7 protein-coding genes and 1 pseudogene are annotated in these 14,604 nt (G+C 71.8%); all 8 read right to left on the reverse strand.

From position 1 onward, the window contains the following. Positions 1-9,075, reverse strand: a pseudogene (locus ACFXPX_RS38320) (hypothetical protein); the annotation flags it as partial. 94 nt (positions 9,076-9,169) lie between these two features. Beyond that, complete coding sequence (locus ACFXPX_RS38325) at positions 9,170-9,469, reverse strand: hypothetical protein (RefSeq protein ID WP_375895406.1); 300 nt, start codon at positions 9,467-9,469, stop codon at positions 9,170-9,172. Continuing rightward, positions 9,462-9,932, reverse strand: coding sequence for a YbaB/EbfC family nucleoid-associated protein (locus ACFXPX_RS38330; RefSeq protein WP_375895403.1), 471 nt, complete (start codon positions 9,930-9,932; stop codon positions 9,462-9,464). Before ACFXPX_RS38330 ends, ACFXPX_RS38325 begins: the two co-directional genes overlap by 8 nt. Before the next feature lie 68 nt (positions 9,933-10,000). Then, complete coding sequence (locus tag ACFXPX_RS38335; RefSeq protein ID WP_380644701.1) at positions 10,001-12,289, reverse strand: hypothetical protein; 2,289 nt, start codon at positions 12,287-12,289, stop codon at positions 10,001-10,003. 54 nt (positions 12,290-12,343) lie between these two features. Beyond that, complete coding sequence (locus tag ACFXPX_RS38340; protein ID WP_375895399.1) at positions 12,344-12,772, reverse strand: hypothetical protein; 429 nt, start codon at positions 12,770-12,772, stop codon at positions 12,344-12,346. Continuing rightward, the gene (locus ACFXPX_RS38345) at positions 12,772-13,059 is read right to left on the reverse strand and encodes a hypothetical protein (protein ID WP_375895397.1); all 288 of its coding nucleotides are present in this window, start codon (positions 13,057-13,059) and stop codon (positions 12,772-12,774) included. The genes ACFXPX_RS38340 and ACFXPX_RS38345 overlap by 1 nt, the downstream gene beginning before the upstream one ends. Before the next feature lie 63 nt (positions 13,060-13,122). Next, positions 13,123-13,455, reverse strand: coding sequence for a hypothetical protein (locus ACFXPX_RS38350; protein ID WP_375895395.1), 333 nt, complete (start codon positions 13,453-13,455; stop codon positions 13,123-13,125). Positions 13,456-13,530: 75 nt separating this feature from the next. Then, on the reverse strand, positions 13,531-14,487 hold the full coding sequence (gene eccB / locus ACFXPX_RS38355) for a type VII secretion protein EccB (RefSeq protein WP_380644705.1): 957 nt from the start codon (positions 14,485-14,487) through the stop codon (positions 13,531-13,533). Between the last annotated feature and the right edge of the window lie 117 nt (positions 14,488-14,604).

The raw sequence follows: 14,604 nt of genomic DNA on the forward strand, positions 1-14,604 counted from the left end.
GACCAACAGCGACTCGTAACGCTCCCCCTCCCGCACCTTGAGCATGCCCTCGTCGTCACGCCGACTCGTGAACGCACCCGCCTTGATCCGCCCCATGAACTCGAACAGGGCCTGATCCTGCTTCGCGGCATCGAGGTGCTGGCGCGCCAGGTCCACCACGAACGGATCGGCGGCGGGCAACGGCGGAGCGGCGGCAGGCTGGTGGAGGTCGTCGCCGTCGAGGTCCGTCAGGTGGTGGTCGGCGTCCTCCGCGGACGCCGCCTCCGGGTCGTGCCAGTCGTAGTCGGGGCTGTACCACTCCCAAGGGAGGTCGAGGGACTCGAAGCTGGGGTTCTCGGTCAGCGTCTGCGAGCGAAGGCTCCCGCTCACCTCGCCGATGTTCTCGGCGGTGTAGCGCATCGGTTCGCGCGGCTCGGTGTCGTCGCTGGAGCGCCACAGGATCGAGACGGATTCGCCTTCATGGCGGATCGTCACTTCGGTGAACTGCCCGTTGAGATCCGGGTGGGAGTGCTCGATCCTGACGGTCCTGGTGAGGCCGTCCGGCGACGACGTCTCCGTGATGCGGTGCTGCGGGTTGAAGTCGTGGGGATAGGCGGCCCGCAGCGAAGCCGGGCTGTAGAAGTCGGCGAAGCCCCGGAACGCGTCCGCCATCGACGTGCCGCTGGACCAGTTGGCGACCTCGCTGCGGATGTCGTCCACCGTCATGGGCTCGGCGTCGACCTTGATGACGTGGTAGCCGCCCGAGTCGTCACGGCCGGTCACCGTCAGGCGACTGGGGCCCAGCGTCACCTCCGACTGCGCCTCGTTCACCGGCTGCGGGTCGTGTTCCGTCCTGGCATGGCCGGGCGGGAACGACAGGGCCAGCATCGGGTGCTCCAACGGCACCTTGATGTCGAACAGCGCGTAGTTGTCCGCACCACCACCATTGGACATCCACTCCTGCACGAACTCCCGGCTGAACGACGTCGAAGCGGGCAGCAGCTCGGTGAAGGACTCCCGCTCCCGGGACTGCGGATCCATCCGCACCGCCCGGAACAGGCTCAGGGACTGCCCTGACTGCTCACCCGCCGGGCGCAGCGCCTGCGCGTGGTCGAGGAACGTCTGCACGTCGTGCAGCAGGGAGTCGTAGCGCTCCCCCTCCCGGACCCTGAGCATGCCTTCGTCGTCACGCCGGCTCGTGAACGCACCGGCCTTGATCCGCCCCATGAACTCGAACAGGGCCTGGTTCTGGTTCGCAGCGTCGAGGTGCTGGCGGGCCAGGTCCACCGCGAGGGGATCGGCGGCGGGCAACGGCGAAGCTGCGGGCTGGTGGAAGTCGTTGCCGTCGAGGTCCGTCAGGTGGTGATCGGCGTCCTCCGCGGGCGCCGCCTCCGGCTCGTGCCAGTCGTAGTCCGGGCTGTACCAGTCGACGGGGAGGTCGAGGGACTCGAAGCTGGGGTTCTCGGTCAGCGTCTGCGAACGAAGGCCGCCGCTGACGTTGCCGATGTTGTCGGCATTGAAGACCATCGGCTCGCGCGGCTCGGTGTCGTCGCTGGTGCCCCAGCGGATCGATACGGACCCGTCGTCCTCGTGCCGGATCGTCGCCTCGGCGAACTGCCCGTTCAGGTCCGGGTGGGAGTGCTCGATCCGGACGGTCTTCGTGCGGCGGTCCTGCGACCACGACTCGGTGATGCTGTGCTGGGGATTGAAGTCGAAGGAGTAGGCGGCGCGCAGTGACTCCGGACTGTAGAAGTCGGCGAAGCCCCGGAACGCGTCCGCCATCGACGTGCCGCTGGACCAGTTGGCGACCTCGCTGCGGATGTCGTCCACCGTCATCGGTGAGGCGTCGACCTTGATGACGTGGTAGCCGCCCGAGTCGTCACGGCCGGTCACCGACAGCCGGGACGGACCGAGCGTCACCTCCGACTGGTTCTCGTTCACGGGATCCGGGTCACCTTCCGCCCGGACGTGTCCGGGCGGGAACGACAGCGCCAGCATCGGGTGCTCCAACGGCACCTTGATGTCGAACAGCGCGTAGTTGTCCGCACCACCACCATTGGACATCCACTCCTGCACGAACTCCCGGCTGAACGACGTCGACGCCGGCAACAGCTCCGTGAAGGACTCCCGCTCACGCGACTGGGCGTCCAACTTCACCGCCCGGAACAGGCTCAGGGACTGCCCAGCCGGGTGCGTCCCGGCCTGGTTCAACGCCTGCGCGTGGTCCAGGAACCGCTGCACGTCGACCAACAGCGACTCGTAGCGCTCCCCCTCCCGCACCCTGAGCATGCCTTCGTCGTCACGCCGACTCGTGAACGCACCCGCCTTGATCCGCCCCATGAACTCGAACAGGGCCTGGTCCTGCTTCGCGGCATCGAGGTGCTGACGCGCCAGGTCCACCACGAACGGATCGACCGCAGGCAACGGCGCCGAGACCATCTCATGGAGGTCGTTACCCTCCGTCAACTCGGGGGCGTACCAGTCGAAGGGGAGCTCGATCGACTCGAAGCTGGAGTTCTCCTGCAGCTTCCGAGTGCGAAGGCTGCCGAACACCTCCCCGATGGTCTTGCCGCTGTAGGCCGCCTGAATACGCACAGGGGCTTCGTCGCCCTCGACCGCGTCCTCGGTGGAGCGCAGGGTGACCGACACGGACTCGCCCTCGTGCCGGACCTCCACCTGGACGTACTGGCCTTGCAGGCTCTCGTGCGGGTACTCGATCTTGACGGTCTTCGTGAGGCCGTCCGACGACCACGTCTCGGTGATGCGGTGCTGAGACCCGAGGTCCTTGGGGTAGGCGGCGAGCAGCGACTCCGACGTGTAGAAGTCGGTGAAGCGCTGGAAGGCCTCCGCCATCGACATGCTGCTCGACCAGTCGGCGACCTCGCCGCGGATGTCGTCGACCGTCATCGGTGAGGCGTCGACCTTGATGACGTGGTAGCCGCCCGAGTCGTCACGGCCGGTCACCGACAGCCGGGACGGACCCAGCGTCACCTCCGACTGCGCCTCGTTCACCGGCCGCGGGTCGTGTTCCGTCCTGGCATGGCCGGGCGGGAACGACAACGCCAGCATCGGGTGCTCCAACGGCACCTTGATCTCGAACAACGCGTAGTTGTCCGCACCACCGCCGTTCGACATCCACTCCTGCACGAACTCCCGGCTGAACGACGTCGACGCCGGCAACAACTCGGTGAAGGACTCCCGCTCACGCGACTGCGGATCCATCTTCACCGCCCGGTACACGCTCAGGGGCTGACCCGGCCCCTCCCCCGCCGGACGCAGCGTCTGCGCATGGTCGAGGAACCTCTGCACATCGAGCAGCAGCGACTCGTAGTCCGGCCCCTCCCGGTCCTTGATCATGCCTTCCTCGTCACGCTTGCTCGTGAAACCGCGGTTCCTGAGCCACCCCATGTACTCGAACAGGACCGGGTTCCGCGACGCGGCGCCGAGATGCCGGCGAGCCACGTCAACCGCCGTCGGGTCGACGGGAGGCAACGGCGCGGCAGGCGGTTCCCCGTGTGAGAGGTGCTCTCCGACGGTCGGCTCGTCATGGACGGCCGCCGGGGACCTCACCTCGCTCTCCTGGTGGGTGAGGTACTGGCCGTGGGTCAGGTCGCGCAGGACGGGGCCCGAGTGGAGGACCTCCTCGATGCGCTGGAGGTGGCGGGGCAGGACGGTGAAGTCGTCGCGGTGGGCGGCGGTGCCCATGACGCCGTTCTCGCCGGCCCAGCGGTCGCGGCGGCGCAGTGCGAAGGCGTCGCCGGGCCTGGCGGCCGGTTCGACGTACTCGTCGGGCAGGCCGAGGAAGTGCAGCACTTCGTGCAGCAGCACGCCGGGGGCGCTGCCGTCGTACCAGTGGAGCTGGTCGCTGCGGCCGGTGCCGGGCAGGACGGTGATGCTCTGGTGCGCGCCGGCGGCCTTCGGGGCGCTCTCCAGGCGCAGGTGGACCTGGTCGCCGCCGGGCAGGCGGTGGCGTTCGTTGAAGCGGTCGGCGACGACGGCGCGGGCGCGGTCGAGCACGCGGGTGGCGGCGGCCTCGGGGAGGGGTTTGCCGTCCGGTCCCTTGAGGTGGAGGTTCAGGGTGAACTCGGTGACCCAGTGGTCCGGTTGGGCCTCGAAGCGCCGCACGTCGTAGGTGATCGCGGTGTCGGCGCCGTGCAGGTCGCCGAGGCTGCGCTGGGAGCGGGGCAGGCCGCCGGGGCGCCGTACCCGGTTCTCGTACTGCTCGCGCACCTTGGGGCCGGCGATGGCGCCCGGGTTGTCCTGGCCGCGCACGCGGGCGTCGAAGCGGACGGTGTCCATGCGGGCGGACGGTGCGAGGGTGCGGATGTCGGCCCAGGCGGAGGCGGGCAGCAGCGGGCGCGGGTCCGCGGGCGGTACGGCCGTGGGCGGCACGGCGGGCGGCTGGGCGGGCGGTGCGGCGGCCGGCGTCCTGGGGGCGGTGTCGGGGGTGTCGGAGGCGGTGTCGGTGGGGCGGGTGAGCGGGCCCGACGGGGTGTCCTGGGTGGGCTTCTCCTCGGGTACGGGGGTCGGCTCCGGCTCGCGCGAGGACTCGTTCGCGGGCTCGTGCGAAGACTCGTTCGCAGGCTCGCGCGAGGGCTCCGGCGTGGGCTCGGGGCGGCGGCCGAAAACGTTCTCGTGGGTGGCCTCGTGGCCGCGCCAGCGCTCGCCGTCGAGGTCCTCGGGCGCCCAGTGCTCCCGGTAGGCGTCGAAGAAGTCGTCGCCGTACTCGCCCTTGAGCTTGCGGATCTCCGCCTCCGGCACCCGGCGGTCCTCGGCGAGCCGGTCGTAGCCGGCCGCGGCGCGCTCGCGGGCCGGCAGCACGGCGCGTTCGAAGGCGACGTGCTCCGCCAGGCCCTCGGTCAGCCGGTCGCGCTCGGCGCGCCAGCGGGCCACCTGTTCGGGCAGCTCGGCGCGGTGGTCGGCGCCCGGATCGCGCAGCAGGGCGCGGAAGGTCTCCTCGAAGGCGGCGCGGACGCGCTCGGTGTAGCCCTCGCGGACCCGGCGGGCGGCGTCGGTGGCGGACGGTTCGGTGCGGTCGGTGCGGGTGCCGCGCACCGGGCCCAGGGCCATCTCGACGGAGGCGGCGGCGTCGCCGTCGTGCTCGGCGGCGTGCTCGGGGGCGTGCTCGGGAGCGCTCTCCGGGCCGCCCAGGTCGCGCGGGACGTGGGTCCGGGCGCTGTCCTCGGCGGCGCGCAGCGCCTCCTCCCGGGCACCGTGCAGGGCCAGCAGGCGGTTGGCCTCGGCCCGGGAGGTGAGCTTGTCCAGTTCCGCCTTGAGGTGGGCGGGGTCGCGGTCGGCGGCGGTGTGCTCGGCGACCAGGCGGTCGGCGCGGCGGGCCAGATCCGCGCGGGCGGCGGCCACCGCGCGCGCGGACGGGCCGTCGGCCAGGCCGAGTTCGCGCAGCGCCTCGGGGCCGAACTGGTCGGCGGCGGTGTCCTTCCACGCCGCGGCGGCGTCGTCCACCGCGTCGGCGGAGCGCTTGAGCCCGGCCTCGCGCACCGCCTGGACGGTGAAGTCGTGGGACAGCCCGGCCCGGTGGCGTTCCAGGGCCTCCTGGAAGTCGGCTTCGAGCCGGGTGCGGCCCAGGCGGGTCGGGTCGACGGGGGCGAGGTCCTCGCCGCCCTCCTCCTCGATCCGCGGGGAGGGGCCCTCGTCGCCTCCGTGCAGGTCCGCCAGCCGCTCCCGCAGGGCCTCGGCCAGCTGGTCGCGGACCTCGGGTGTCAGCCGGACGTCCCCGGTCAGGCCGGCGGCCTCCAGCAGGGCGCGGTCGCGGTCGGAGAGCTCGTCCGCCGACCATCGGTCGTGGGCGTCGTCGACCACCCGGTCGACCTGCTCAAGCGCTTGGGCCCGCGCCTGGCGGACGTCCAGCTCCCGGCCGGCCTCGCGCAGGCGGCGCTCCAGGGCCCGGGCGGCCAGGGCGTTGCGCTCGGGGGTGAGGTCGGTGCGGGCGGTGAACAGCTGGGCGATGTCCTGCTCGGCGTCGGCCCGGAACTTCTCCGAGGCGTCGCGGCGGATCCCGGTGAGGGTGTGGTCGCCGGAGTGCTCCGGGCCCAGGCCGCGGTCGGCCAGCAGCCGCTCGAAGCGGCCGACGGCGAAGGTGAGCGCGAGTTCGCGGGCGCCGGTCAGCTCCAGGCGGTCCGTGGCACCGGCGAGGATCTCCTCCCGCTCGTGCGGGCGCGCTTCGAGGTCCTCCCGCATCGTCTCCGCGGCCCGGCGCCACACCGGCGAGTCGGGCGTCACCAGGGCGCGCAGCTCCCGGGGCAGGAGGGCGGCGCCCTCCGTCAGCCGGTCCTCGATCGCACGGCGGTCCGCCTCCTGCCGCTCGGCCTCGGCGAGCCGGGCGTCGTGGTCGTCGGCGAGGGACTGCTGCTTGTCCCGCCAGGCGGTGCGCCGTTCGTCGCCGGCGGGCGCCTTGGCGTGCTCGGGGGCGTCGACCTGGTGGTAGAGGTGGCCGGCGGAGGTGGCGGAGGAGGACGGCGGGGTGTCAGGGGTGTGCGGGTCGGGGCCCGGGCCGTTGGGCTTCGGGTCGCGCGGCGGGGTGGCGGGCGGCGGCGGGACCTGCGGGTCGGGGCCCGGGCCCTGGGGAGTCTTCGGGTCGGGGAGGTTGGGGTCGCTGTGGTTGGGGTCGCTGTGGTCGGGGTCGGGGCGGTTCGGATCGGTGTGGTTCGGGTCGGGGCGGTTGGGGGTGGCCGGCACCGCGCCGTCGCCGGGGCCGCCGGCGCTGGTGCGGATCGGCGGTGGTGGCGGCGAGGCGGCCGGGCTGCGGTGGGAGCCGCCCTCCTGCGGCTGCGGCTGGGTGCCGTTCACGGTGCCGCCGGTGCGCGTGGTCGTGGACTCGTGCAGGGGCGCCTCGCCGTGCTCGTCGACGACGGTGGTGCGGCGCGACGGGTCCGGCTTGGGCTGCGCCTGCGGCTGTGCCTGGGGCTTGACGGCGCCGCTCTGGCCGTTGGCGTCGGCGGAGGCCGTCGCGGTGCTGCCGCGCTCGCCGCCGTTGCCCGCCTTGGCTCCGCCGTCCGCGTTCCGCCCGCCGCCCCCGGTGGTGGTGGTGTTCTCCGCCCCGCCGTCCGTCTTCCTCGGCACGGGCGGCGGGACGACGGTGTCCCGCTCGCCCTGGCCTCCCGACGCGGCCGGAGGCTTGGGCGGCCCGGACGCGGCGTTGCGCTCGTCGCCGCGGGACTGGGTCTCGACCGGCCGGACCGGGGCCTTGGGGTCCCAGCCGCCGTCGACCGAGGAGTGGAAGCTGCTCTTGCCCGCAGGGTCGGCGAGGACGCCGTCGCCGTTCTCCTCCGGGTGGTGGCTGCCGGAGTCCAGCAGGGTGGAGCCGGACAGCGAGCCGGTGCCCTCGGTCCTGATCGAGACGCCGTCGGACTTGATCGAGGCGCCGTCACCGCCCGACAGCCGCGTACCGCCGATCTGGTCGATGTGGCCGGGGCGGGGCACCGGGAAGGGCGCCGCGTGGCCGCCCATGTTGCTGATCACCGACAGGAAGGTCATCGGGTGGGTCGGGCCGTAGAACCCGCCGTTCTCGTCGGTGATCCGCGAGCTCTCCAGGCCTCGGACGAAGTCCGCGTAGCGCAGGGTCAGCGGCGAGGCGAGGCCCATGATCATGTGCCGCATGCCGGCCATCATGAAGCCGCCGACGAAGCTCATCCCGCTGGCCGACCACTCGCCGTTGTAGATCGTGTTGTAGATGCCCTCGGTGAGGTACTGGTTGATGCCCGACTCGAACTGGCTGCCCAGGACTGCCCCGAGGTGGAACATCTTGTCCATCTTGTTGATGCCGCCGGCGAGTTCGGGCATCTTCTCGACCAGCAGCTTGAGTTCGGGCGTGAGGGCGACCTTGCCGCTGTCCTTGGCGAGGTTCTCCAAGGCCTCCTTGAGCGCCTCCTGGCTGCTCTCCTTGGCCACCGTCTTGAGCGAGTGCTGGACGAACTGCTTGCCGATCTGCTCGCCCATGTCGCGGGCGAGTTGTTCGCCGATCTCCTGGCCGAGCTCCTTCTCGAAGAGCTCGCCGAGCTGGCGCACGAACTTCTGGCCCATCGCGGCGCCCACCTTGCGCCCGCCCTTGAAGCCCTTGGCGAGGTACTGGGAGTTCTCCTTGAGGAGGGTGGTGATGCCGTTGGCGAACCGCTCGGCCGCCTCGTTGCCGAGCAGACGGCCGAAGCCCTCGCCGGCCTCCTTGCCCGCGCCCTTGAGCGCGCCGCCGGCCACGCCCTCTCCGAGGTCCTTGCCGATCCCCTTGAGCGCGCCCGCCGCAGCGCCCTCCCCCAGCTCCTTGCCGATCCCCTTGAGCGCGCCGCCCGCCACACCGCCGGCCAGGTCCTTGCCGACGCCCCCGGTCAGGCCCTTGATGACGTCCTTGAGGGCGCTCTCCACGAACAGCTTGCTCAGCCGCGGGCCGAGCAGCTTGCCCAGTCCCATGCCCAGCAGGCTGAGCGGTCCGCCGATCGCGCCGCTGATCGCGCCGAAGATCGCCGCCTGCTTGGTGAGGTCCTTGTCCCACTCGTGGCGGTCACCGTGCTGGAACTGGATGCCCTGGATGATCGCGTCCAGCATCAGGCCGCCGACGATGCCGCCGAAGGTGTGCATGGCGATCAGCGTGAGGAGCTTCTTGACGAGCCAGAGCAGGAACTGCCGGGTCAGGAGCTTCTTGAACTCCAGCGCCACCAGCGAGCCGCCGCCGGTGAACACGGACCAGGCGATGGCCAGGGCGATCTCGAAGAGCAGCTGGATGAGCTGGCCGATCGCCATCCACTTGGTGTACTCGACGGTGTTGGCGACCTTGCCCGCCAACTCGGCCAGCTGGGTGCAGAGTTCGCCGGCCTTGCGGAGCGGGTCGTTGGCCTCGTCCGTGTTGACGAAGCGGCCCCACTCCTTGCGGAACGCCTGGGCGGCCTCGCCCTCCAACCGCTTGTCGCAGTTCTGCACCGCGTCGAGGATGTACCCGCTCAGCTTGGGCAGATCCTCGGCAAGTGCCTGGTAGTCGTCCCGGACGTCGCGCAGCTTCCCCTCGTCGGACTCCGGCCACGGCATGCCGCTGATGATGTGGAAGAACTGCGCCAGACCCGGGGAGACGTGGACCGAGGAGTGGGGCATGGCGCAGGGCCTCCGGAGGCGGGGCTGATGGTTCGGGCGGTACGGGGGCGTTCGGGCGGTGGTGCCCGGGGGCCGGGGGTTTACGGACGGAGGCTCACGCCAGGCCCACGTTGTGCTCGTCGGTGGCGTCCAGGAGGTCGACGGTGTCCTTGCCGTGCTGGGACATCGCCATGATCTTGTTGTAGATCTGGCCCGTCAGCGTGGTGAGGTCCGCGGTCGGCTTGTCGATCTTCTCGTGGTACTGCTTGCCGATGTCGTCGCCGCCGCCGGCCTGGACGTTCCACTCGTTGATGTCCTTCACCTCCCCGTGGATCTTCTTGACCAGGGCGGCCACGTCCTCGAAATTGCTGAACGCCTCCTTGGCGCCCTCTTCCTTGCGCAGCGTCTTAGCCATTGAACTCCTCCTGCTTGCGGGACTTGGCGGTCCGGTCGGCGCCGGGGCGCATCGCGGTGAGCGGGGCGAGCAGTGCGTCCAGGTCCAGGCCCGCCCCGCCCCCGAAGAGGTCCTCCTCGTCACCGCGTTCACCGGTGAAGCCCATCCGCAGCGTCTCGCCGACGCCCTCGAAGCCGCGCATCTCGGCGGTGAGCTGATCGCCCATCCGAGCCTTGGCCTCGTTGAAGACGTCCTTGAGCACTGCGCTCAACTCGGCCGGGGCCATGGACTGGTAGGCGGTGGTGTGGAAGCTCAGCGCGAGCAGTTCACCCTGCGGGCCGACCTTCGCGGTGACCATCCGGTCCTTGCTGGTCGCGGTCGCGGTCATCGACTGCATCCGGCGGGTGGACTCGGCCAGCCTCTCCTGCTGCTCCGCCAACGAGGCGATGGCCTGGTTGAGTTGGTCCTCGAAGGAGTACGACATGTCTTTTCTGTTCCTCGTTCCTCGGTGGGGTCGTCACGCGTCGTCCGGAGCCCGGTCCGGCCGCCGGTTCAGCGGCCGATCACTCCGCTGACCGCACCGGTGTCGGTGCCCCACACCTCTTCGTCCTCCGCCAGCCAGGTGGTGCGCTGGCGGTCCTTCTCCCCCTGGCCGGCGCCCATGCCACCGCCGCCCATCGGCCCCATCGGCATCCCGCCGCCGCTGGTCTGCATCGAGCGGCCACGCATCGCGGCCTCCTCGGCGGACATCGCGGAGGCCTTCTGCATGGCCGCCTTCTCGGCTGCGGCGGCCTCGGCCGCGGCGGCGGCCGCCGCCTTGCCGCCCGGAGCCAGCCCGCCGCTGTTCTCGACGGCCCGCGCGCTCAGCCCGCCGCCGGAGCTGACCAGCTTGGGCAACTGGCCGCCGCCCGACCCGACGCCGCCCCCGCCGATGCCGCCCGCTCCCCCGCCGCCCAGCAGGCCCGAGTAGGCGCCCAGCCCGCCGGCGCCCGCGCCCGAGCCGTGGTCGTCGAAGGCGCTGCCCAGGTCCAGCTTCCAGTCGGAGCCGGTGGTCGGCAGCCGGGTGCCGCCGCCCGACCCGATACCGCCGCCCCCACCCCCGCCGCCGCCCCCGCTGCCCATGATCGTGTCGATCGCGTGCTGGCGGTCGGTGTAGCGCTGGGAGACGTCGGAGATCGGGCGGCCGGTGGAGTCCAGCAGGGTGCCGTCGGCGGCGATGGAGCCGCCCTTGGCCAGCACCACCGGGTTGCCGTCGCGGTCCAGGACCTCCTTGCCGTCGGGCCCGATGACCGTCCCGTCCTCGCGGACCCTGGAGCCCTTGGGCACCTTGGCGTTGGTCCCGTAGATGCCGCCGCCGGTGCCGGGCGGCACGTCCGAGCCCGGCGGGACGACGACGGGCTTGCCGTCCTTGCCGATCACCTTCTGGCCGTTGGCGTCGTAGACCTGGCCGTCCTTGCCGATGTAGCCGCCCGGGGGCAGCAGCACCGGCTTCTTGTCGGCGCCCAGGACGGGCTTGTGGTCCTTGTCGAGGATCGGTGTGCCGGCGCCGTCGCCGATGCCGGAGCCGCCGCCACCGCCGGGGCCGATGACGGGGGGCGGTGGCGGCAGGTGGGTCTTGTCGCCGCCCTTGCCGCCCCCCGCACCGCCACCGGCACCGCCTGAGCCGCCGCCCAGGTCGAACTTGCCGTTGCCGTCCTTGCCGTCGCCCCCGCCGCCGCTGCCGCCGCCCAGGTCGATGTTGCCGTCCTTGCCGCCGTCCTTGCCCCCGTCCTTTCCGCCGTCCCCGGCGCCGGTGGGCGGGCCGGTGGGCAGGTCGAGGGTGGCGTTGCGGTAGCCGAAGCCGAAGTCGGCGTCCAGCCGGTTGAAGGCGTCCTGCAGGACGAGCATCGGGTCACCCACCTTGCGCAGGCTCACCGCGGCCGTGTTGGGATCCTCCGTCTGGAAGGCGTAGGACCGGTCGTCGAGGTACTTCTTGACGTTGTCCAGCCAAATGGACTTGGCCTTGAGCTCCAGCTGGTCGTAGAAGCCCTGTTCCCGGGGGTCGCCGAGGGGGGTGATGATCGAGCTGATGGCGTGCGCGGTGGAGTCCAGTTGCGGCACGACACCCACCAGGGCCGTCGACAGGGCCTCGTAGATGGCGTGCGAGGGCCACAGCTTCCCGCTGTCCCACCAGCGCTGGTGGACGGTGTGGAGCTTGTCGACGGTGGCGGGGAGCAGGTCGGCCACCGCCCTGAGGTCGGCCTCGTACGGGCTGTTCTCCAGCTGGACGCGGACGGTCTCCAGCTCCAGCGCGTACTGCTTGAGCAGCACCTTGAACTCCCCGGCCGCGTCACCCTGCCAGTTGCTGTCCGGCCCGTTGACCAGCTCCGCCCAGTGCTGCACCCGCGGGTGCCAGAGGTCCAGCCACGCCCGCACCTGGGCGATGCCGTCCGCGGCGTACCGCAGGCTCTCGGGCTTGACCGTGTCGTTCCCGGGCCCGCCCGAGCCCAGCGGCGCGAAGATCCCCTCGTGCTGGTGGATGAACTGGGACAGCGGCTTGTCCGCGTCGTTGCCCCAGTCCGTGTAGTTGACGCTCACCGTGATCCGGATGCTGTGCGCCAACGTGCCGTGCATGTAGTTCCACGCCCACCAGACGTCGGGGGTGCCCATCCCCGAGACCGCGCCCTTGTCCGTGGTGCCGTTGTAGAAGTTGTTGAAGTCGAAGACCAGCTTGTCGATCGGGCGCAGCCAGGGCTTGTCCTTGGAGGGTCCCGCGACCTGGTCCCTGGTGACGATCTTGGAGCTGCGCTGGGCCTCGGAGGCGAAGAAGCCGAGCACGCTCTCCCAGTTCAGATCGGCCATGGGGGTTCGTTTCTCCAAAGGGTGTCGGGCGGTCGGGCCGGGGCGGGGGTGGCGCTAGGACGACGTGCTGGTCTTGGGCGGGGTGGCGGACGAGACCTTGCCGAGGATCGCCATCATGTCGGCGGCCGTCATGGCCTCCTCGTGGGCGGCCTCCATGAGGGTCAGCGCGAGCCGGATCCTCAGCTGGCCCTCGGTCATCTGGGTGCCCATGGTCTTGAGGTCCGTGGAGATGCCCCCGGCGAGGGTCTTGAAGTCGGTCTGGATCTTGGTCGCGATGGACAGCGCCGCCGGCGAGCCGTGCCCCAGCAGCAGCGTGGAGTAGTCGCCGCCGCCCTCGCCGGCGAAGGAGAGCATCGCCCGGTAGCCGGGGTTGCCCGCCAGGTCCTTGAGGAAGGCGCCGAGCTCGGTGTCCGCGAAGTACTTGAGGTCGTCGTGCTTGACGCTGAGGGTGTGGTTGTAGTCCGGCTCGGTGGGCGTGGCCATCAGCCGATACCCGCGGCGGCCCGCTTGTCGGCGTCGCGCAGCAGGCCGTGCATGGTGCGCAGGGCCTCGACGCCGGCGGCGATCTCGTTGTTCATGTCGGTGTTGTTGTTGGACAGCACCGTGTTGAACGCCTCGGCGGCCTGGGCGAGGCTGCCGCTGAGGTGCTCCTGGTTGCTCTTGATGGCCGCCATGCAGCTGGTCATGGCCTCTGCCATGGCCCGGCTGGCCTGCTCCATCTCGTCGGCTGCCTGGTCGATGTTGGCGTGGTTGAGCAGGATGTTCGCCATCGGGGTTCCTCGCTGTGAGTCGTGGTGGTGGTGCTGGTGGAACTTCGGGTCAGGCGGGCCGGGTCAGGGGTTGAGGCCCTTGTAGACGCTGTCGGAGTGCCCGCCGCCCCAGCCGCCGCCGACCCCGGTGGCCTCGTCGTGGGCGTTGTTGACCTGCCGGTGCCCGGCGGCGAAGGCCTCCTGGAAGGTCCGGTAGGCGCTCTGGAGGTTCGCGTACTTGCCCTCCCAGGCGTTGAGGTTGTCCGTGTACTTCGTGCTGCACGCGGCCTGGAAGTGCTGCTGGACCTCGGTGTTGATGTCGTGGATCCGCGCGGCGGCCCGCATCATCGACTCGATCTGTTCCTCCAGGGTGGCGTGGGTGCCCTGGACGGCGTTGTCGTTCACCTTCAGGTTCACGGTGGTTCCTTTCCTCGGCCCGGATTCGGATTTCCGGGTTCATTTCAGGTCAACGGGGTCGTGGGGAGCGTTGGTTCAACGGGCGCACGCGGGGCCCGGTAGGGCGGTGGCGGCGGGGCTCGCGGCGGGGCCGGTGAGGGCGGCGGGGTCGAGGCTGGGGCCGGTGGGCAGCAGGGCCAGCAGGGCGGCGGGCACGCCCGCGGGGGTGACGTCGGCGTAGCCGAGCTGCTTGGCGACGGCCGGTGAGGCGAGCGGGTACTTGGCGCCGTTGTCGGTGACCAGGTACAGCGTCGTGCCGGTGCCGGCGGTGGACAGGGCGCGCACCAGGGCGCCGCCGCCGGGGCGTACAGCGATGGTGTCGGCGGGGGTGCAGGCGGCCTCGATGCCGGGCTGGGCGGCGGGGCCGGGGCCCTGGACGGCGGTGTCGTCGACGAGGGTCAGGGTGGTGGTGGGGCCGGGGTCGCCGGGGCGCAGTGCGGTGCACAGGTCGCGGCCCTGGGGGGCGGTGACGAGTTCGGGCACGGTGCTGGGCAGGGCGGCGGCCGGGGCGGGGGTGGCGGGCGCGGTGTGGGCGGCGAGGTCGGCGGCGCCGATGGCGGTGGGGGTGGCGGCGGCCTTCTGGTAGGCGCTCTCCTGGGTACGGGGGTCGGCGAGGACCAGTTGCAGGGCCATCGGGGTGAGCGGGGTGAGTCCGGCTGGGGTGAGCAGGTACGGGTCGCCGCCGGGGCCGGTGAAGAGCTGGCCGACCCGGGTGGGGCGGGTGGCGAGGTCGGGGCCGGGGGTGCCGCGCTGGTCGAGGTCGGGGCCGGCCAGGTCGGGGCCGGCGGGCAGGGCGTCGAGGAAGGCCTGGGTGACGGGCTGGGGGGTGACGGCGGCCTGACCGAGGGCCTGGCGGGCGCCGTTGCGGGTGTCCAGGCGCAGTCGGCGCCCGTGCCACAGCAGGTGCTGGGTGCCGTCGGGGGCGGCGACCAGGAAGGCCTGACGGTCGGTGAGGGCGGTGCCCTGGGTGGTGGGGTCGATGGCCAGGGCCAGGCGGGGGCGGCGCGGGCCGGACCGGTCTCGCTGCCCGAAATCGCATCAGAGCCAGGCGCCGCTGGCCAGGCGCTCGATCTGCGGCATGCCGTGAGGAGCGCAGGGGATGCGCAGGGG

Origin of the sequence: Kitasatospora sp. NPDC059146 (assembly GCF_042786665.1) — a bacterium.
GTDB lineage: Bacteria > Actinomycetota > Actinomycetes > Streptomycetales > Streptomycetaceae > Kitasatospora.

What these genes read in the sequence shown, in the direction of transcription:
- ACFXPX_RS38325 (WP_375895406.1), bottom strand. Translation starts at nt 9,469, where the DNA reads ATGGCTAAGACGCTGCGCAAGGAAGAGGGCGCCAAGGAGGCGTTCAGC.
- ACFXPX_RS38330 (WP_375895403.1), bottom strand. Translation starts at nt 9,932, where the DNA reads ATGTCGTACTCCTTCGAGGACCAACTCAACCAGGCCATCGCCTCGTTG.
- ACFXPX_RS38335 (WP_380644701.1), bottom strand. Translation starts at nt 12,289, where the DNA reads ATGGCCGATCTGAACTGGGAGAGCGTGCTCGGCTTCTTCGCCTCCGAG.
- ACFXPX_RS38340 (WP_375895399.1), bottom strand. Translation starts at nt 12,772, where the DNA reads ATGGCCACGCCCACCGAGCCGGACTACAACCACACCCTCAGCGTCAAG.
- ACFXPX_RS38345 (WP_375895397.1), bottom strand. Translation starts at nt 13,059, where the DNA reads ATGGCGAACATCCTGCTCAACCACGCCAACATCGACCAGGCAGCCGAC.